This is a genomic window from Bradyrhizobium sp. B025, from assembly GCF_042257955.1.
GTDB lineage: Bacteria > Pseudomonadota > Alphaproteobacteria > Rhizobiales > Xanthobacteraceae > Bradyrhizobium > Bradyrhizobium diazoefficiens.
Window position 1 is genome coordinate 5,993,380 of sequence record NZ_CP170150.1, and the last position, 18,886, is coordinate 6,012,265.

Here is an 18,886-nt window from a genome sequence, read left to right on the forward strand (position 1 = left end):
TCTCCCGGGGTGAGAAGCCTCAACTTTTTTCAAGGCATGCCGCTTGTTTCGGCAGCCGGTGGCTCTTCTCCGCGGAGTTTTGAGGATTCTTGTGCGCTCCCACCTGCCTGCATGCGGCAAGGCAAGGCGGGCCATTGCCGAACATTCCCGTTTGATTTTGTTCGCCTTTCATGTCGGAGCGAAAGGGCAGACATGATGATCGGCGGCCGTCGTCACGTCGGTCCGCAAATGCATACGCGTGGTGGCGCGACTTTGCTCAACTTCAGGTCAAGCCTGCACAGCCGGTTCCGATTTGGCTTGAACCGTCACAAATTTGCAACAGACGTCACGCGCAAGCCGCGCCCGCAAGGACAGTCCTGAGGCGCTGGAGCACGATCCGCGCACGGCGAGAGCGGCGACTCGCCGTCATCAACCGCCTGCCGAAGCGTTGAGCAAGGGATGACGCTTTTTCACACCTTACGCGGCGGTTCAAACTAGCTCACTATTGAGGCACTTCACCCCATGCAAGCGCATCAGCGAATGTTAGATCCGACGCCTAACGGCCTGCATTCCGGCGAGTCCCCGCTGCTTCAGACGCTCGGGCTCACCAAGCGCTATGGGGATTTCCTCGCCAACGACTCCATCGACATCGATATCTGGCCGAAGGAAATCCACGCGCTGCTGGGCGAGAACGGCGCCGGCAAATCCACGCTCGTCAAGGCGATCTACGGGCTGATCCAACCCAGCGCCGGCGAGATTCGCTGGCAGGGCGAACGAATCGTGCTGTCGGGCCCGTCGGAAGCTCGCAGCCGCGGCATCGGCATGGTGTTCCAGCATTTCTCGCTGTTCGACAACCTCACCGTTGCCGAGAACGTCGCGCTCGGCCTCGATGGGAAAGAATCCTTCAAGGACATGTCGGCACGGCTGGAGCAGGTGTCGAAGACCTATGGACTGCCGCTCGACCCCAGACGCGAGGTCTGGCAATTGTCGGTCGGCGAGCGCCAGCGCATCGAGATCGTCCGTGCGCTGATGCAGGATCCGAAATTCCTGATCCTGGACGAGCCCACCGCCGTCCTGACGCCGCAGGAGGCCGACCAGCTCTTCATCGTGCTGGAGCGGCTGAGGGCCGAAGGCCGCGCCATCCTCTACATCAGCCACAAGCTGGAGGAGGTGAAGCGCCTCTGCGACACCGCCACGATCCTGCGCGGCGGCAGGAAAGTAGACACCTGCAATCCCCGGCTCGAGACCGCCGCCTCGCTCGCGCGCATGATGGTCGGCGGCGAGATCAAGGAGGTCAAAGCGCCCGCCGGCCGCAAGACCACCGTGCCGCGGCTCGTCGTCAACGACCTCTCGCTCGCGCCGAGCGAAGCGCACGGCGTTCGGCTGGAGCACATCTCGTTCGAGCTGAAGGGCGGCGAGATTCTCGGCATCGCCGGCGTCGCCGGCAACGGCCAGGACGAGCTGTTCGCCGCGCTCTCCGGCGAGCGCCTGTCCAAGGACCCCGGCACGGTGGTGATCGAAGGCATCGCCGCCGGGCATCTGTCGATCACGCAGCGGCGCAAGCTGGGTGCCGCTTTCGTTCCCGAGGAGCGGCTCGGTCACGGCACCGCACCGCGCATGAAGCTGTCGGAGAACGCGCTGCTGACCGGGCACGCCGCCAGCGGCATGGTTCATCGCGGCTTCATCGACACCGCCGCGACGCTGAAGACCGTCGATCGCGCGACCGAAACCTTCGACGTGCGCAAGGCCAAGCGCGATCCGGAGGCTGCGAGCCTTTCCGGCGGCAATCTGCAGAAGTTCATCGTGGGACGCGAGATCCTGCGCAATCCGGCGGTGCTGGTGGTCAGCCAGCCGACCTGGGGCGTCGACGCCGGCGCCGCCGCGGTGATCCGCCAGGCGCTGCTCGATCTCGCAACCGCGGGCGCGGCCGTGCTGGTGACCAGCCAGGACCTCGACGAGCTCGCCGAGATCGCCGACCGCATCGCCGTGATGTTCCACGGCCACCTGTCGGCGCCGCTCGCAACAAGCGAAGCGACCCGCGAAAAACTCGGCCTTTTGATGGGCGGCAGCAGCCTGGAGCCGAAGGAGGCCGCGCATGCAGTTGGTGCTTGAGAAGCGCGCCGAGCGCTCCAACACGATCGCTCTGGTCTCGCCGCTGATCGCGATCGGCCTGACGATCGTCACCATGACCATCCTGTTCGCGATCCTCGGCAAGAATCCGCTCCTCGCCCTGCATGCCTATTTCATCGCGCCACTGACCGACGGCTATTCGCTCCAGGAGATCGCGGTGAAGGCGACGCCGCTGGTGATGATCGCGATCGGCCTGTCGCTCTGTTATCTCGCCAATGCCTGGAACATCGGCGCCGAGGGGCAATTCCTGATCGGCGCGGTCGCCGGAAGCTGGATCGCGGTGGAGACGCAAGGCACTGACGCCGGGGCCTGGGTATTGCCGGCCATGCTCGTGCTCGCAGCCGCTGCAGGCGCGCTCTATGCGCTGATCCCGGCGATCTGCAAGGTGAAGTTCGGCGCCAGTGAAATCCTGACCAGCCTGATGCTGGTCTATGTCGCCGACCTCTTCCTTGATTATCTCGTGCGCGGCCCCTGGCGCGATCCGCACGGCTTCAACTTCCCGACCACCGCCGAATTCGATCCGGTGGCGACGGTGCCGCTGCTGATCGAAGGCGGCCGGCTGCATCTCGGCTCGATCATCGCCCTGCTCGTCGTTGCGGCGGCAGCGATCCTGCTCGGACGAACCATCAAGGGTTTCGAGATTCGCGTAGTCGGCGCAGCGCCCCGCGCGGCGCGGTTCGGCGGATTCAACGCCGACCAGCTGATCATCCTGACCTTCGCGGTTTCCGGCGCGCTCGCGGGCCTTGCCGGCATCATTGAGGTCGCGGGTCCCGTCGGGCATCTCCAGCCCGGCATCTCGCCAGGCTACGGTTTTACGGCGATCATCGTCGCCTTCCTCGGCCGGCTGAACCCGCTTGGAATATTAATTGCAGGTCTTTTTCTCGCATTGACCTTTATCGGCGGCGAGCAGGCGCAGATCGCGATGAAGATCCCGTTGGATGTCACCAAGGTGTTTCAGGGCATTCTGTTGTTCTACGTGCTCGCCTGCGACTCCCTCATCCTCTACCGCTTCAAGCTGGTGTTCCCGAACCGACAGGTGGCCAGTGGAACTGGTTGAAGCCATCATCCTTGCGGTGCTCGCCGCCTCGACGCCGCTCCTGATCGCGGCGACCGGCGAGCTCGTGACCGAGCGCTCCGGCGTGCTCAATCTCGGCGTCGAGGGAATGATGATCGTCGGCGCGGCCTGCGGCTTTGCCGGCGCCTGGCTGACCGGCTCGATTCTGGTCGGCGCGCTGTTCGGCATCGTCGCGGGCGCGCTGATGTCGCTGATCTTCGCGCTGATGGCGCTCGGGCTGGCCGTCAACCAGGTCGCAACGGGCCTCGCGCTGACCATTCTCGGCATCGGGCTCTCCGGCCTGATCGGCGCCGGCTTCGTCGGCGAGCGCATCACGCCGGCTGCGCATCTCGCCCTTCCCGGCCTCACCGACATTCCGCTGGTCGGCCGCGTGCTGTTCGGCGAGGACGCCTTCGTCTATTTCTCCATCGCGCTGATCATCGGCGTCTGGTGGTTCCTGTACCGCACGCGGGCGGGCTTGATCCTGCGCGCCTGCGGCGACAATCACGTCTCGGCGCATGCGCTCGGCTATCCCGTGCTGCGCATCCGCACCTTCGCCGTGATGTTCGGCGGCGCCTGCGCCGGCCTTGCCGGCGCCTATCTGCCGCTCGCCTACACGCCGTTCTTCATTCCGGGCATGACCGCGGGTCGCGGCTGGATCGCGCTGGCGCTGGTGGTGTTCTCGTCCTGGCGGCCGGGCCGGCTCGTGGTCGGTGCTTATCTCTTCGGCGCGGTGACCATCCTGCAACTGCACGCGCAGGGCTGGGGCGTCGGCATTCCTTCGCAATTCATGTCGGCGCTGCCTTACCTCGCGACCGTCATCGTCCTAGTCCTGTTGTCCCGCGCGCGCACCGGCGGCTCGACCGCGCCGGCCGCGCTCGGCACCGTGTTCGTGCCTGACCGCTGAGTTTTCATTTCCGCGGCGGGCGCGATGGGGCGCGCACGCTGCGGATCGTGGCTTTCCCCGACTATCTGGAGATTGATGATGAGAAAATCACTTCTTGCGCTGGCTGCCGGGCTTCTGCTTGCCGGAAGCGTCAGTGCCGCCTCCGCCGCCGACAAGCTGAAAGTCGGCTTCATTTACCTCGGCCCGGTGGGCGACCTCGGCTGGACCTACCAGCACGAACAAGGACGCCTGGCGCTGGTGAAGGAACTGGGCGACAAGATCGAGACCACGACGCTCGAGAACGTCCCTGAAGGTCCCGACGCCGAGCGCGCCATCGAGCAACTCGTCCGCGCCGGCAACAAGCTGATCTTCACCACCTCGTTCGGCTACATGGACCCGACGCTGAAGGTCGCCAAGAAGTATCCGAACGTGCATTTCGAGCACGCCACCGGCTACAAGCGCGACAAGAACATGTCGACCTATTCGGCCAAATGGTACCAGGGCCGCTACATCCAGGGCCTGATCGCGGCCAAGATGTCGAAGTCGGGCGTGCTCGGCTATATCGGCTCGTTCCCGATTCCCGAGGTCGTCTCCGGCATCAACGCGACGATCCTCGCGGCGCAGACCATCAATCCGAACATCAAGGTCAAGATCATCTGGGCCAACACCTGGTTCGACCCGGGCAAGGAAGCCGACGCCGCCAAGGCGCTGATCGACCAGGGCGCCGACGTGATCATGCAGCACACCGACTCGCCGGCGGCAATGCAGATCGCCAGCGAACGCGGCAAGCTCGCCTTCGGCCAGGATTCCGAGATGATCAAGTTCGGGCCCAAGACCCAGCTGACCTCGATCCTCGACACCTGGGGCCCCTACTACATCGAGCGCGTCAAGGCCGAGCTGGCCGGCACCTGGAAGTCCGAGGACACCTGGGGCGGCCTCGACAGCCACATGTTCGCGATGGCGCCCTACACCAACATGCCCGACGACGTGAAGAAGATGGCCGAGGATGCCCAGGCCGCGATCACCGCCGGCAAGCTGCATCCGTTCAAATGCCCGATCGTTGGGCAGGACGGCAAGGAGGTCGAGTGCAAGGGCGGCGCCAATCTCGCTGACGGCCAGATCCTTGGCATGAATTTCTACGTCAAGGGCATCGACGACAAGCTGCCGGGCAAGTAGCACGCTTCTTGCATTGCCTGGACCACCTGCTCCTCCCGGAGGAGGTTCGGAGGGGGTAGCCACAAGCACCCGGCACTTGTGGTTGCCCCCTCTTTTTAGTCCGCCCCTATCCCGCCTGCATCGCCCGCGCCGCGGAACTGTGGCGGCGGATGAGATCGGCGACATCCAGTCCCGGAATCGCGCCGTCGATCACGGCCCATTGTCCTGCCACCATGACCCGGTCGGCCCGGTGCGCCCCGCACAGCACCAGCGCGGCCAGGGGATCGCCATGGCCGGAGAAACGCAGCTCGTCGAGCCTGAACAGCGCCAGATCGGCCGCCTTGCCCACGGCAATCTCGCCGAGTTCCGGCCGACCGACACAGGCCGCCGAGCCCTTGGTGGCCCAGCGCAGCGCATCCTTGTGGCTGACCTTCGTCACCCCGTAGCGCGCCCGTTGCAGCAGGAACGCGGCCCGCACCTCCTGCATCAGATTCGACCCGTCGTTCGAGGCCGAGCCGTCGACGCCGATGCCGACCCCGACACCGGCATCCTCCATCTCGCAGACCGGACAGCAGCCGGACGCCAGAAGCTGGTTGCTACAGGCGCAATGGCTGATGGTCGTCCTGGCCTTGCCGAGCCGCTTGATCTCGTCGGCGTTGAAAAAGATGCCGTGGGCGAGCCAGGTCCGCGCGTTGAGCCAGCCGCATTGCTCGAGATAGTCGAGCGGACGGCAGCCATACATCTGCTGGCAGAATTTGTTCTCGTCCTCGGTCTCGGCGAGATGGGTGTGCTGGCGCACGTCGAGCTTGTCGGCGAGATCGGCGGTCGCGCGCATCAGGGAGGTCGTCACCGAGAACGGCGAGCAAGGCGCCAGTGCGATCTGCACCATCGCATCCGCACCGCGCTGGTGATGTTTCGCGACGACGCGTGCGCTGTCGGCGAGGATCGTGTCCTCGTCCTGCACGACGCTGTCCGGTGGCAGGCCGCCGTCGCGCTGCGACAGGTTCATCGAGCCGCGCGTCAGCAGCACGCGCACGCCGAGCCGTTTTGCGACTCCGACCTCGATATCGACGGACTCCTCGAGCCCCGCCGGGAACACGTAGTGATGATCGGTCGTGGTGGTGCAGCCCGACAGCAGCAGCTCGGACATCGCCACGGTCACACCGAGCTCCAGCGATTCCGGCGTCATCCTCGCCCACACCGGATAGAGCGCCCGGAGCCAGGGAAACAGCTCGCGGTCCATCGCCGCCGGCAGCGCCCGCGTCAGCGTCTGGTAGAAATGATGATGCGTGTTGATAAGGCCCGGCAGCACGACGTGTTCGCTCGCGTCGAACACCGCGACATCCGCCGTCGCAGGCACGCCGCCGGCCGGCACGAGCTCGACGATCCGGCCATCCTTCACCACGATCCCGCGCCCGGCGCCGTCGGCGAGGATGGCCAGGGGGTCCCTGATCCAGATCGGCTTTGCGTCGCTCATGATCCTGTTTCTCCCCACATCCGCTGACGGCAGACCTGCAAGGCGGAGGCCAGCCCAATCGCGTTCCCGCTGCGACTTCTTGTTGCGACTTGGCTCTGGTCTTGCAAGACTTTCTCTCGGTACAAATCACTCGATGCAAGCGCTGGCGCAGCCATGGACTTGAATACCATCACAGCCGTAGCCCATCCGCAAACGCGCGCGCAGCTGCCCGTTTGGACGCCAGGCGATGCTTGGCTCGCAGGCGGCACCTGGCTGTTCTCGGAGCCGCAAGCGCAGCTGACGCGCCTGATCGATCTCACCGATCTGAAATGGCCGGCGCTGACGATCACCGAGAGCCATCTCGGCATCGCCGCCACTTGCACCGTCGCGCAGATCGACGGACTCGCCTGCCCGGCCGACTGGCTCGCAGCGCCGCTGATCAGCCAGTGCTGCCGCGCGTTCCTCGCTTCGTTCAAGATCTGGAAGACCGCGACCGTCGGCGGCAATCTCTGCATGTCGCTGCCGGCGGGACCGATGATCTCGCTCACATCAGCGCTCGACGGCGTCTGCACGATCTGGAAGGCTGGCGGCGGCGAACAGAAGATTCCCGTCATCGACTTCGTCACCGGCAACCAGCGCAATCGCCTGACGCCGGGAGACCTGCTGCGGCAGATCGATATCCCGATTGCCGCGCTGAAGCGCCGTACGGCGTTTCGCCAGATCTCGCTCGCCCCGGTCGGCCGCTCAGCGGCACTCCTGATCGGCAGCCTCGATAGCGACGGCACGCTGGCGCTGACAGTCACCGCATCGACGGTGCGGCCGATCCGCCTCACCTTTCACAAAGCCCCGGACGCGAGCGCGGTTCGCGACGCGATCGTGCAGCAGATCACCGATGACCTCTACCACACCGACATCCACGGCAAGCCGCTCTGGCGCAAGCACATGACGCTGCGGCTCGCCGAAGAGATTCGCGGCGAACTCCTGGGGGCAACGCCGTCATGAGCTTCGAGATCAACGGCAAGACGTTTCCGCAGGAGCCGCGCGCCGGCCAGTGCCTCCGCACGTTCCTGCGCGAGCTCGGTCATTTCGGCGTCAAGAAGGGCTGCGACGCCGGCGATTGCGGCGCCTGCACCGTGCTGCTCGACGGCGAGCCGGTGCACAGCTGCCTGATCCCGGCGTTCCGCGCCGAGGGGCGCACTGTGACCACGATCGAGGGCCTCGGCGGCGACCACGGCGCGCATCCGATGCAGCAGGCCTTCCTCGATGCGCAGGGCTTTCAATGCGGCTTCTGCACCGCCGGCATGATCCTGACCTGCGCCTCGCTGAACCAGGCGCAGCGCACCGATCTCGGCGCCGCGCTGAAAGGCAATATCTGCCGCTGCACCGGCTATCGCGCGATCGAGGACGCGCTGCTCGGCAAGATCAACGTCGAGGAGAGCGTCGAGGCCGGCGCCGCCTTCGGCCGCAGCCTTCCGGCGCCAGCAGGTCCCGATGTCGTGCGCGGCAAGGCACGCTACACGTTCGACACGCAGATTGACGGCCTGCTGCACATCAAGCTGCTCCGCTCGCCTCACGCGCACGCCAGAATCACCGCGATCGACAAGTCTGCGGCGCTCAGCGTTCCCGGCGTGCATGCGGTGCTGACGCATGAGGACGCGCCATCGGTGCTGATCTCGACCGCGCGGCACGAGAAGGACTGGATGGACCCCGAGGACACCCGCATCCTCGACGACGTCGTGCGCTTCATCGGCCAGAAGGTCGCGGCCGTCGTCGCCGAAAGCGAAGGCGCCGCCGAGGAAGCCTGCCGGAGGCTCAAGGTCACTTACGAGGTCCTGCCTGCGCTGATCGATCCAGAGCAGGCGATGGCGCCCGGCGCACCCATCATTCATCCCGACCGCACCACCGAGAACCGCGTCGCCGACGCCAGGCGCAACCTTGCGGCTGAGACCCATGGCGAGTTCGGCGATGTCGCAGCAGCACTCGCCACATCCGCCGTCACCTACGAAGCCACCTTCCACAGCCATCGCGTGCAGCACGCCGCGCTGGAGACCCATGGCGGCCTCGCCTGGCTCGACGCCTCCGGCGTGCTCAACGTCCGCACCTCGACGCAGGTGCCGTTCCTGACCCGGCGCGCGCTGTCCGACATCTTCCAGCTGCCCATGGACAAGGTCCGCGTGTTCTGCGAGCGCGTCGGCGGCGGATTTGGCGGCAAGCAGGAGATGTTCGTCGAGGATATCCTTGCGCTCGCCGCGCTGAAGACCGGACGCCCCGTGAAGCTGGAGCTCACCCGCGAGGAGCAATTCATCGCGACGTCGACGCGGCATCCGATGCGGGTCCACATCAAGGCCGGTGCCGATGCCGACGGCAAGCTCACCGCACTCCAGCTCGACGTGCTCTCCAACACCGGCGCCTACGGCAATCACGCCGGCCCGGTGATGTTCCACTCGCTGTCCGAGTCCATCGCCGTCTACAATTGTCCGAACAAGCGGGTCGACGGCTACGCCGTCTACACCAACACGGTGCCATCGGGCGCGTTTCGCGGCTATGGCCTGCCGCAGACGCTGATCGCGATCGAGGCCGCAATCGACGAGCTGGCCGGGCAGCTCGGCATCAGCCCCTACGACATGCGCCGGCGCAACATCGTCAAGCCAGGCGACCCCATGCTGTCGCCGCCGCCATCCGAATTTCACGACGTGCTCTATGGCTCCTACGGGCTCGACCAGTGCCTCGATCTCGTCGAGCGCGCGATGCAGGCGGATGGCCCGCGGCCGGAGCTGTCGCCGGAATGGCTGATCGGCGATGGCATCGCGCTGACCATGATCGACACCGTGCCGCCCGCCGGCCACATCGCGGACGCCATGATCGCGCTCAACGACGACGGCGGCTTCGATCTCACCGTCGGCACCGCCGAGTTCGGCAACGGCACCAGCACGGTCCACCGCCAGATCGCGGCGACGACGCTGGCGACCACCGTCGACAGGATTCGCCTGCGCCAGTCCGACACCGCCCATGGCGGCCACGACACCGGCGCCTATGGCAGCGCGGGCACCTTCGTCGCCGGCAAGGCGACGCATGCAGCCGCCATGCAGCTTGCCACGGACTTGAGGGCGGCCGCGGCCGGCGCCTGGCTTTGCGATGTCGGAAGCTGCGCGCTCGAGGACGAGTTCGTCGTGAGCGGCGTCAGGCGCATGTCCTTTGTGGAGCTTGCGAAGCTTGCGCGCGAACGCGGCCAGCCGCTCGCAGCACAAGGCAATTCCGGCGGCACGCCGCGCTCGGTCGGCTTCAACGTGCAGGGCTTTCGCGTGGCGGTGAACAAGGGCACCGGCGAGCTCAAGATTCTCAGAAGCGTGCAGGCCGCCGACGCCGGCGTCGTCGCCAATCCCATGCAGTGCCGCGGCCAGGTCGAGGGCGGCGTCGCGCAGGCGCTTGGTGCTGCGCTCTACGAGGAGATGGTGATCGACGCGGACGGCCGCGTCACCAACGCCAAATTCCGCGACTACCACCTGCCCTCCTTCGCGGACGTGCCGCGCACCGAAGTCTTCTTCGCCGAGACCTCCGACACCATCGGCCCCTTGGGCGCGAAGTCGATGAGCGAGAGTCCGTACAATCCGGTCGCCGCGGCGCTCGGCAACGCGATTGCAGACGCCACCGGCATCCGCTTCACCGCACCACCGTTCAAGCCGGACCGGCTGTTTCCGGCGCTGCACGATAAATTTGGTTAGTCCTATTTTGGGGGATTCATTCGTGAGCAGCGAGGTCCATCCCGTCGACGAAGTCCTGCCGGTCCCGCGCCTGCTCGCGCTCGGGCTCCAGCATGTGCTGGTGATGTATGCCGGCGCGGTCGCGGTGCCGCTGATCATCGGACGCGCGCTGAAGCTGCCGCCGGAGGACGTCGCCTTCCTGATCAGCGCCGACCTGTTCGCCTGCGGGCTTGCGACGCTGGTGCAATGCCTCGGCTTCCCCGGCGTCGGCATCCGCCTGCCCGTGATGATGGGCGTGACGTTTGCTTCGGTCGGGCCGATGCTCTCGATGGCCGCCGCGCCCGATATCGGCCTGCTCGGCATCTACGGCTCCGTCATCGCCGCCGGCCTGTTCGGCATCGTCGCCGCACCCTTCGTCAGCCGGCTGCTGCCGCTGTTTCCGCCGGTCGTCACCGGCAGCATCATTCTCGTCATCGGCATCTCCTTGATGCGGGTCGGGATCAACTGGGCCGGCGGCGGCCTGTCGACCTTGACGAAGGTCGTCGACGGCGTTGCAGGCAGCTTTCCCAATCCGGCCTATGGGCAATTGCAGGGGCTCGGCATTTCGCTGTTCGTGCTGCTTTTCATCCTCGGCCTGATCAAATGGGGCACCGGCTTCCTCGCCAACGTCTCCGTGCTGCTCGGCATCGTCGCTGGCGCCGTGCTCGCGACCATTCTGGGCGTGATGCATTTCGACAAGGTCAGTGCTGCCTCCTGGGGCGCGCTGGTGATCCCGTTCCGCTTCGGCATGCCGCAATTCCACCTCGTGCCCGTTGTCACCATGTGTGTCGTCATGATCGTGGTGATGATCGAGTCGCTCGGCATGTTCCTCGCGCTCGGCGACATCACTGGCAAGGCGGTCGACCGCGAAGCCCTGAGCCGGGGCCTGCGCGCCGACGGCGTCGGCACGCTGCTCGGCGGCATCTTCAACACCTTTCCCTACACCTCGTTCTCGCAGAATGTCGGCCTCGTCTCCGTCACCGGCGTGCGCTCGCGCTGGGTGACGGTGACGGGCGGCTGCATCATGCTCGGGCTCGGACTGTTGCCGAAGCTCGCGGCGCTGGTCGAGGCGGTGCCGCTGGTCGTGCTCGGCGGCGCGGGCCTCGTCATGTTCGGCATGGTCGCGGCAACAGGCGCGCGCATCCTCACCTCGGTCGATTTCCGCACCAACCGCTACAATCTCTTCATCGTCGCGATCTCGATCGGCTTCGGCCTGATCCCGCTCGCCGCGCCCGGGTTCTTCCGGAACCTGCCTCATGATCTACAGCCGCTGCTGGAGTCCGGCATTTTGCTTTGTGCGGTGGTCTCGGTACTGCTCAACGCCTTCTTCAACGGCTTGGGCGGCGGCGCTGCGGCCGAGGCGGATGCAGCGGCAGTCGCGTCATCCGCACAACATGTTTAGCTAGCTGCCGCGATAGGTCGCGTAGCTCCAGGGCGTGACCAGCAGCGGCACGTGGTAGTGATTTTCCGGCTCGCTGATCGCAAAGCGCAATGGGATCTCGTCGAGGAACGGCGGCTCCGACAGCGGCACGTTGCGCTCGGCGTAATATCTGGCGACGCGGAAGCGAAGCTCGTAGCGGCCGATCGGAAGCGGACGGCCGCCGATCAACGGCTGATCGGTACGCCCATCCGCATTGGTGACGGTGCGCGCGATGACGCGGCTCTCGCCGAGACTCGCAAGCTCGATCAGCTCCACCGGGATGCCTGGCGCGGGCTTGCCGGCGTGATTGTCCAGCACATGCGTCGAGAGCCGGCCGTGCACCTTGAGCTTGTCGTCGGCAACGACGAGCTGGTCGAGCCGCAGCGCCGAGATGCGGCCAATCTCCTCGATCGCACGTCGCGTCTCGGTCTTGGCAATATTGAGTAGCCGCGTCTCGAAGTCGGCCAGCACGGAATCCCTGGTATGGCGGCGCACGCAGACGATGTAGGGGAAGCCGAACTTTTCACGGTACGCGTTGTTGACGCGCTCGAACGCGGCATATTCGGCGTCCGACAGCCGGTCGAGCCCGGCGCTGTTCTGCTCATCGGTCGATTCCGCCGTCAGGCCCGCGGCGCGCTGGGTCTTGTTGGCGAGGTCGGGATGCGCCCGGATCAGCGCCAGCTGCACGTCGGGTTCGGCGCTCTGGATCGCTGCCATCAGCGCGGCGTGCAACTGGGTGATGCCGGTGAATGGCCGCTGCCCGGCGAGCTTCTCCGCAATCCACGGCGAATATTCGACGACATTGGCGAGGGCCGCGACGAAGTCGGCTTTGTCGGCGGCGTTGAGATCGGCGAGCGAGGTTTGCAACATCACACCTTCACCCGATCTCGAAGGCGTCGGCAGCAAGATGCGCGTGCTTGTCGTGCCAGTGCTGCGCGATCTGGAGCCGCGTCGGCACCCAGACGCGTTCGTGCTTGCCGATATAATCCAGGAAGCGGATCAGCCCCGCGGCGCGGCCGGGCCGGCCGGCGAGACGGCAGTGCAGGCCGACCGACATCATCTTCGGCGCGGTCTCACCTTCGGCGTAGAGCACGTCGAAGGCGTCCTTCAGATAGGTGTAGAACTGCTCGCCTTCGGCAAAGCCCTGCGGGTTGATGAACCGCATGTCGTTGGCGTCCAACGTATAGGGAATGATGAGCTGCTTGCCTCTGGCGCCCTTGACCCAATAGGGCAGATCATCGGCATAGGAGTCGCAGAGATAGAGGAAGCCGCCCTCCTCCATCAGGAGGCGGTTGGTGTTGATCGAGGAGCGCCCGGTGTACCAGCCGAGCGGCCGCGACCCCGTCGCCTCGAGGTGGACGCGGATCGACTCGGCGATCTCGGCGCGCTCCTGCGCCTCGGTCATGTCCTTGTGCTCGATCCATTTCAGGCTGTGGCTGGCGATGTCCCAGCCGGACTCCTTCATCGCGGCGACGATTTCCGGATTCCGCTTCAGCGCGGTGGCGACGCCGAACACGGTGGTCGGCCACTTTCGCTCATCGAACATCCGCCACAGCCGCCAGAAACCGGCGCGCGAACCATACTCGAACATCGATTCAATATTGGCGTGGCGCTGGCCCGGCCAGGGCTGCGCGCCGAGCACGTCGGACAGGAAGGCTTCCGAGGCGCGGTCGCCGTGCAGGATGTTGTTCTCGCCGCCTTCCTCGAAATTGACGACGAACTGCACCGCGACCCGCGCGTTGCCCGGCCATTGCGGATGCGGCGGGTTGCGGCCGTAGCCGCGGAGATCGCGCGGGTAGCGGGTATCAGTCACTCAGACTTCCTCGAAGCGGATCGGCAGCGCGCCCTTCCACAGCACGCTCTTGCCCAGCGTCGCCAGATTCTCCAGCCCCGAGGTCACCGTGATGAAGTGATTGCCGGCGAGCTGACCCATCTTGCTCGCGAAGCTCACACCGCCATAGGCCATCAGGATCTCGGTCTCGCTGATGCCGCCGGGATAGAGGATGATCTGGCCCGGCGCGGGATAGCTGGTGTGGTTCTCATAGCCGACGCCGAAATCGAGGTCGCCGAGCGGCATCCACACCGCTTCGCCGCTCCAGCGCACATGGATGATGTGGCTTTCGAACGGCATCGCCTTGCGGAACGCGGCAACGGTCTTGGGCGCCGCCTGCTCCTCGAAACGGGCATCGAAGGTGTAGTCGCCGGCGCGGATAACGAGTTTTCTCATCTCATCTCTCTGGATCGGGAGCCTGAAGGCCCCACGGGGAATTTTCAAGCAAAGAGCATTCCATCGGGCTCCGCGCAAGGGGCGCGGCCCCTCACCTGCGGTCGTAGGACCAGCCGAAAATGCCGCTCCGCCGCGTCTCCGGCTCGGGCTCGGCGGCAGGCGGCGGCGCCTCCTTGAGTTCCGCCTGCGGCGGGGGTGGAGGCGGTGCGGGAAGGTTCTCGCATTTCATCGAGTAGACCAGCTTGCCGTCCGCGGTCCGCCCGATCGGCGCGCAGGGGTCCGGATGCGCCGCCGAACTCTTCGGCGTGAGCTTGACCTGCGCCGCGGCCGGCGAGGCGATCAGGAGAAGGACCAGCAGATATTTCGACATCGTTGTCGCCTGAAAACCAATTCGCCCCATTCAACCGGATTGCCGGGGGCAAGTCCATCGGGCCCAACCGGGCGATTGCCGAATATTTAGCCGGGACCAAAAAATTTGCTCGCTCCATCGTGAAGGCGGCGCCGCTGATATCTGAAGGGGCGCATCGCTATGTCAGCCGCGACGACGAAAACATGTCTCACAGCCGGAGCGTCGTCGCGGGAGAAACAACGATGCAGAAGACCTTCGCCATTCTCAGCGCAACGCTGATTGCCGCCGCCACCATCCAGACCGCCGCAGCCAGCGATCGCCACCACGGCCGCAAGGCGCACCCCGTCCCCATCACCCAGTCGGTGCGCAACTCCAACGCCGCGCTCTGGCCGTCGCAGCCGACGCAGCCCGACTGGTCGCGCTACGCCAACGGCGCCATGTCGGCGCCCGCGGGACGGTGATGCTGGAAGCGTAGTGCACAACTGCTGCAACGTCGTCATTGCGAGGCGCCCTTGCGAGTTTCATCCAGTGCGCGTCAGATCTTCAGCGCTGATTCCAACTCGCAACGACGACGCTAGCAATTCCGTCATCCTGAGGCGCGAGGCTTGCGATGCAAAGCATCGCGAGCGGAGCCTCGAAGGATGAACGGCCGAGGATGCAGCCGGGCCGTCGCCCTTCGAGGCTTGCTCAGCGGCGCGGTTGCGTCGCAGAGCGCGCACCTCAGGGTGACGGTCATAGAGTTTCGTCTGGATCATCAATTTCAGCATCTTGAGCAATAGACACGCCTTCCCGTTCTCGCGGCGCGTTTCGCCCGAGCTTTGCTTCAACTCTCTCCTCTTGAGCCAAGAGGGCGCAGGGAAGGCCGGGTGCCGGCTGGCACCCGCGGTCTGCTGCGCGAAAGCACACGCAGGTAAACCGCACAGCAGCATACAGGTGTAGCCAATCACTCGGCCTTCCCTGCGCAGTGGTTGGACGGCTTATGCCGTGCTCTCCCGGGAGCCGAGTTCGTTCTGGCCTCCCTCACTTTCGCGAAATTCACCGGCACCGCGCCGGTTGACGCGACTGCCGCATTCGCAAGAGCTTGACCGTAGCAACGACGGCCAGGACCACACGGTTTTGCCGTACGCGCGGTTCGCTTGTTCGCCGCAGTTTTCCCAGCCCTGTCGACGGAGCCGGAAACTTACAGGCGAGACGAACCTGACAGCGCCGTTCGTCCGCGCGACACCTCAGGGCTCACGGAGGGCAATCCGCCCTGCCCCTGGCCACTCGCGCCCGACGCTGCCGCGTCCACCGCAAGCCCGGCTCGCGAAAATGACGACCTCATGATCGCCCCTCAAGGATGAGCCGGGATGGGCGACACATACGATAAATCCGAATTTCGGCAAAGTGGAATATTTTCGCGAGATCGGATTGACAGCCGAGCGACACACCCCGGTCTCGGTGGCCCGGATGAGCGACTTGTCCGCCGTAGCTCGAAGAGCGAAGGCGGAAGCGACATCCGGGGTCTTTGCGTGACTGCGGAGCGGCAAAAAGGGGTGGGTTACGCTTTCGCTAACCCACCCCATGGCAATACCTGCGAAGCTGTCCGGCCCGACAGCCGCGTCCGAACTCAATGGTCGTAATTGCCGCAGATGGCCGAGGGGCCTCCACCGGCACAATAGCCCCCAGGGATGTATGGGCCCGGAGGACGGTTCGGCCCCCGGTAATAGTTGGAACCGCCGTAATAGGCTGGACCACCGTAGTAGCCTGGGCCCCGATCGTAATAATAACGATCTTCGTAGTAGTCGCGGCGCCGGCTTTCGGCGATCGCGCCGATGGCCAGGCCGGTCGCCGCGCCCATGATGGCGAGGGCTGCAGCATTCGGTCCGCGGCGATAGTAACGGCGCTTGGCCGCGCTGAAATCGGTGGCGTCGGACACAGCCTGGCCAGCGACGGCCGCCTTGGAAGGAGTCCCGGACGAGACTGCCGCGGACGGCGTCGCGGAGGCCGCAACCAGGGCGAGGCTTGCGAACGCGGCCAGCACCGTATTGCGGCTGGCTGCTGAAGTCATAGGTCCAATCATCTTAATCTTCCTCATTTCTCGCCCAAAGAGACACGTGCAAACGACCTATAACGCGCAAACCACTGAAATCGTTTCATGATCGCGGCAATTTGCCACGCTTTGAACGATTGTAAACCGACTGACCAGATCCAGCTTGAACCACTCAACCTGAGCGGATAATGAACAGCCGCGCCGTTTTGCGGTCGCCGTAAGCGTTCACGTGAACCAACGCATCAACCGACGCCGTCGGGATCGATGCCATTTGCAGGGTTCAACGTGACTGACGCGTCTTTTTCCCTAAGAGAAATCAGATGATTGCGGTTCGCAAACTGCCGGCGCGCTATGCGCCGATCGTGATGCCCTTTGTGCTGTCCATCCTCATGACAGCCGTGGTGTCGGTCATTTCGACGCTTCGAAGCCTCGGCGCAACGCCGGCCTTCCTCGCGACCTGGCCCGGCGCCTGGGCGCTGTCATGGCTTGTCGCCTTTCCAACGCTGCTGATGGTGCTGCCACTGGTCCGCCGGATCGTGGCCTGCGTGGTCGCGTCTCCATCGCAATGATCCGGAAACGCGCCTAGCGGCCTTCCGAAAGATCACGCTCAAACACCAACGTGAAGCGCGATGACGATTCACTCCGATCTCATCCCGCTTTACGACAGCGCCCCGAGCACGCCGCGCGTGGCCTTGTCGATCTCCTCGACATAGCGGCGGCGGGCGAAATTCTCGGTGAGGAAGCCGACCACCTTGCGGCTGTCGGTGGAATCGACCACCGCCAGCATCTCGGCTTCCGCCTCGTCGAACACCGCCATCGCCGACTTCACGTTCATTTCCGGGATCAGCACGATGTCGATCAGGCGGGCGAGCTCGATCACCTGGATGTCGTCGGCGATGGTGTCGAGGTCGCTGGAGAACAGATCGGGCAGCAGGACGAGGCCGATATACTCGTCAGCATTGTTGACGATGACGACTCCCGGCCGCGAACCCAGCACGAATTCGCGGCGTACGGCGGCGATCGTCGTGGTCGACGGCACCTTGCCGACGTCGGAGCGCATCAGCCGCTCGACTGTCAGGTTGCGCAGCCAGCCGACGTCGTTGGCGCTGCGGATGGTCTCGCCGCGCAGATGCAGACGCCAGGTCGAGAAGGAGTGGCCGAACATGAAGCGGACGCAGATCGAGGTGACGATGCAGCCGGCCAGCACCACGGCGGTGACGTCGACATTGCGGGTCATCTCGAGCACGAGGAACGACATCGTCAGGGGACCGCCGACGATGGCGACGCCGAGCGTCGCCATGCCCGTCAGCATCGCCACCAGCGGATCGATCACGAAGTTCGGACTGATCAGCAACAGCACCGCGGAGAAGAACTTTCCGATCAGGCTGCCGACGAACAGCGAAGCGAAGAACAGGCCGCCGCGGAAGCCCGAGGCGAGCGAGATCAGGCAGGCCGTCACCTTCAGGGCGATGATCAGCGCGATCAGGCCGATCGTCATGTCGTGAAAGAGATCGAGCACCATGGCGCCGTGGCCGGCCGCCAGCACCTGCGGCGTGACGATGGCAAAGCCGCCGACGACGAGGCCGCCCATCACCGGACGCAGCCAGACCGGCAGCCAGGCGAACAGGCGCTCGAACATCGGCGAGGAGCGCATCACGGCGATGCCGACGCCGCTGGTGATGAGGGCGAGACCGATCAGTGCCAGGTACTGCTCGACGCCGACGGCGCTGACCTTCGGTATCTCCAGCGAATACGGCGCGCCGCCGAGCCATTGCGCGGTCAGCGCACCTGCGAGCGAGGCCGCCAGGATCGGGGCGGCGCTGCCGACCGAATAGACGCCGACGATCAGCTCGCAGGCGTAGAAGGCGCCGGTGATCGGCGCGCCGAACGCCGCGGCGATCGCGGCGGCCGCACCGCAGCCGACCATCAGGCGCAGATCGTTGCGGCGCAGATTGAAGAACTTGCCGAGCAGCGAGGCGATGCCGGAGCCGATCTGCGTATAGCCGGCCTCGAGGCCGACCGAGGCGCCGCAGCCGTTGGAGATCAGCGTCTGGCTCGACACCACCAGGCTGTCGCGCATCGACAGATTGCCGCCGCGCAGCGCATTGGCCTCGATCGGGTCGACCGCGCTGGAGATCTTCATCCGCCGCCGCGACCATTCCATGATGCCGAGCGCCAATCCGCCGAGCGCAGGCGCGATCAGCGCCGCCCAGGGGCTGACCCTGGCGTTGGCCGACAGGCGGACGTCGACGGGAATGCCGTAGATGACCATATGGGCAATCTGCGCGATCTCGGCCATCAGCGTCACGATGGCGCCGGCCAGCGTGCCGATCACCAGTGCGAGCGGGATCAGGTAGAACTCGTTGCTGCGCAAGAGCGCGCGCAGGCGAACCATGAGGCGGTTCGATCCCTTGCGATCGGCGAGATGTCTGATCCGCACGAACACCTTCTGCCCGCC

At 65.5% G+C, this 18,886-nt stretch carries 16 protein-coding genes; 9 read left to right on the top strand and 7 right to left on the bottom strand.

The window, feature by feature from the left end; all coding sequences use genetic code 11:
- The first annotated feature begins 519 nt into the window (after positions 1 to 519).
- From ACE10W_RS28135 to ACE10W_RS28150, 4 genes are all read left to right on the top strand, one after another.
- A complete protein-coding gene (locus ACE10W_RS28135) occupies positions 520 to 2,091 on the top strand; it encodes an ABC transporter ATP-binding protein (RefSeq protein ID WP_011088896.1) in 1,572 nt (523 codons plus the stop codon).
- The gene (locus tag ACE10W_RS28140; protein WP_271552148.1) at positions 2,075 to 3,166 is read left to right on the top strand and encodes an ABC transporter permease; all 1,092 of its coding nucleotides are present in this window, start codon (positions 2,075 to 2,077) and stop codon (positions 3,164 to 3,166) included. Before ACE10W_RS28135 ends, ACE10W_RS28140 begins: the two co-directional genes overlap by 17 nt.
- Positions 3,153 to 4,070 (top strand): ABC transporter permease, encoded by a 918-nt coding sequence (locus ACE10W_RS28145; protein ID WP_028174404.1) that lies wholly within the window; start codon positions 3,153 to 3,155, stop codon positions 4,068 to 4,070. Before ACE10W_RS28140 ends, ACE10W_RS28145 begins: the two co-directional genes overlap by 14 nt.
- 78 nt (positions 4,071 to 4,148) lie before the next feature.
- A complete protein-coding gene (locus tag ACE10W_RS28150; protein ID WP_028174403.1) occupies positions 4,149 to 5,225 on the top strand; it encodes a BMP family ABC transporter substrate-binding protein in 1,077 nt (358 codons plus the stop codon).
- A 106-nt stretch (positions 5,226 to 5,331) separates the two neighbouring features.
- On the opposite strand, the gene ACE10W_RS28155 is transcribed toward ACE10W_RS28150, so the two are convergent.
- Complete coding sequence (locus tag ACE10W_RS28155) at positions 5,332 to 6,681, bottom strand: 8-oxoguanine deaminase (RefSeq protein ID WP_271552147.1); 1,350 nt, start codon at positions 6,679 to 6,681, stop codon at positions 5,332 to 5,334.
- A 153-nt stretch (positions 6,682 to 6,834) separates the two neighbouring features.
- On the opposite strand from ACE10W_RS28155, the gene ACE10W_RS28160 reads away from it, so the two are divergent.
- From ACE10W_RS28160 to ACE10W_RS28170, 3 genes are read left to right on the top strand one after another with little or no spacing between them, the layout of a single operon-like run.
- On the top strand, positions 6,835 to 7,662 hold the full coding sequence (locus tag ACE10W_RS28160; RefSeq protein ID WP_060908378.1) for an FAD binding domain-containing protein: 828 nt from the start codon (positions 6,835 to 6,837) through the stop codon (positions 7,660 to 7,662).
- Positions 7,659 to 10,382, top strand: a complete 2,724-nt coding sequence (locus ACE10W_RS28165) for a molybdopterin cofactor-binding domain-containing protein (protein ID WP_271552146.1) — start codon at positions 7,659 to 7,661, stop codon at positions 10,380 to 10,382. Before ACE10W_RS28160 ends, ACE10W_RS28165 begins: the two co-directional genes overlap by 4 nt.
- Before the next feature lie 22 nt (positions 10,383 to 10,404).
- Positions 10,405 to 11,802 carry a nucleobase:cation symporter-2 family protein gene (locus tag ACE10W_RS28170; RefSeq protein ID WP_271552145.1) on the top strand — a complete coding sequence of 466 codons (1,398 nt, stop codon included), beginning with the start codon at positions 10,405 to 10,407 and terminating at the stop codon, positions 11,800 to 11,802.
- Here the strand turns inward: ACE10W_RS28170 and uraD are convergent, their stop codons facing one another.
- From uraD to ACE10W_RS28190, 4 genes are all read right to left on the bottom strand, one after another.
- Positions 11,803 to 12,690 (bottom strand): 2-oxo-4-hydroxy-4-carboxy-5-ureidoimidazoline decarboxylase, encoded by an 888-nt coding sequence (gene uraD, locus ACE10W_RS28175; protein WP_182872236.1) that lies wholly within the window; start codon positions 12,688 to 12,690, stop codon positions 11,803 to 11,805.
- 7 nt (positions 12,691 to 12,697) lie between these two features.
- Positions 12,698 to 13,633: an allantoinase PuuE gene (gene puuE / locus ACE10W_RS28180; RefSeq protein WP_011088905.1), complete on the bottom strand. Its 936-nt coding sequence runs from the start codon at positions 13,631 to 13,633 to the stop codon at positions 12,698 to 12,700.
- A complete protein-coding gene (locus tag ACE10W_RS28185) occupies positions 13,634 to 14,047 on the bottom strand; it encodes a DUF3830 family protein (RefSeq protein WP_028174396.1) in 414 nt (137 codons plus the stop codon).
- Between the two features lie 91 nt (positions 14,048 to 14,138).
- Entirely contained in the window at positions 14,139 to 14,417 is a 279-nt protein-coding gene (locus tag ACE10W_RS28190; RefSeq protein ID WP_179883794.1) for a hypothetical protein, read from the bottom strand.
- A gap of 2 nt (positions 14,418 to 14,419) precedes the next feature.
- On the opposite strand from ACE10W_RS28190, the gene ACE10W_RS28195 reads away from it, so the two are divergent.
- Positions 14,420 to 14,857, top strand: coding sequence for a hypothetical protein (locus tag ACE10W_RS28195; RefSeq protein ID WP_231166552.1), 438 nt, complete (start codon positions 14,420 to 14,422; stop codon positions 14,855 to 14,857).
- A gap of 1,148 nt (positions 14,858 to 16,005) precedes the next feature.
- Here the strand turns inward: ACE10W_RS28195 and ACE10W_RS28200 are convergent.
- Positions 16,006 to 16,446 carry a hypothetical protein gene (locus ACE10W_RS28200; RefSeq protein ID WP_311995895.1) on the bottom strand — a complete coding sequence of 147 codons (441 nt, stop codon included), beginning with the start codon at positions 16,444 to 16,446 and terminating at the stop codon, positions 16,006 to 16,008.
- Between the two features lie 302 nt (positions 16,447 to 16,748).
- Here ACE10W_RS28200 and ACE10W_RS28205 point away from each other — a divergent pair, with 302 nt between their 5' ends.
- Positions 16,749 to 16,997, top strand: coding sequence for a DUF2798 domain-containing protein (locus ACE10W_RS28205; protein ID WP_027546509.1), 249 nt, complete (start codon positions 16,749 to 16,751; stop codon positions 16,995 to 16,997).
- Positions 16,998 to 17,086: 89 nt separating this feature from the next.
- Here ACE10W_RS28205 and ACE10W_RS28210 read toward each other — a convergent pair whose 3' ends face one another.
- Positions 17,087 to 18,874 (bottom strand): chloride channel protein, encoded by a 1,788-nt coding sequence (locus ACE10W_RS28210; protein WP_011088910.1) that lies wholly within the window; start codon positions 18,872 to 18,874, stop codon positions 17,087 to 17,089.
- Between the last annotated feature and the right edge of the window lie 12 nt (positions 18,875 to 18,886).

Coding starts and splice junctions, on each gene's coding strand:
- ACE10W_RS28135 (WP_011088896.1), top strand. CDS start 520: ATGTTAGATCCGACGCCTAACGGCCTGCATTCCGGCGAGTCCCCGCTG.
- ACE10W_RS28140 (WP_271552148.1), top strand. CDS start 2,075: ATGCAGTTGGTGCTTGAGAAGCGCGCCGAGCGCTCCAACACGATCGCT.
- ACE10W_RS28150 (WP_028174403.1), top strand. CDS start 4,149: ATGAGAAAATCACTTCTTGCGCTGGCTGCCGGGCTTCTGCTTGCCGGA.
- ACE10W_RS28155 (WP_271552147.1), bottom strand. CDS start 6,681: ATGAGCGACGCAAAGCCGATCTGGATCAGGGACCCCCTGGCCATCCTC.
- ACE10W_RS28160 (WP_060908378.1), top strand. CDS start 6,835: ATGGACTTGAATACCATCACAGCCGTAGCCCATCCGCAAACGCGCGCG.
- ACE10W_RS28165 (WP_271552146.1), top strand. CDS start 7,659: ATGAGCTTCGAGATCAACGGCAAGACGTTTCCGCAGGAGCCGCGCGCC.
- uraD (WP_182872236.1), bottom strand. CDS start 12,690: ATGTTGCAAACCTCGCTCGCCGATCTCAACGCCGCCGACAAAGCCGAC.
- ACE10W_RS28185 (WP_028174396.1), bottom strand. CDS start 14,047: ATGAGAAAACTCGTTATCCGCGCCGGCGACTACACCTTCGATGCCCGT.
- ACE10W_RS28190 (WP_179883794.1), bottom strand. CDS start 14,417: ATGTCGAAATATCTGCTGGTCCTTCTCCTGATCGCCTCGCCGGCCGCG.
- ACE10W_RS28200 (WP_311995895.1), bottom strand. CDS start 16,446: ATGACTTCAGCAGCCAGCCGCAATACGGTGCTGGCCGCGTTCGCAAGC.
- ACE10W_RS28205 (WP_027546509.1), top strand. CDS start 16,749: ATGATTGCGGTTCGCAAACTGCCGGCGCGCTATGCGCCGATCGTGATG.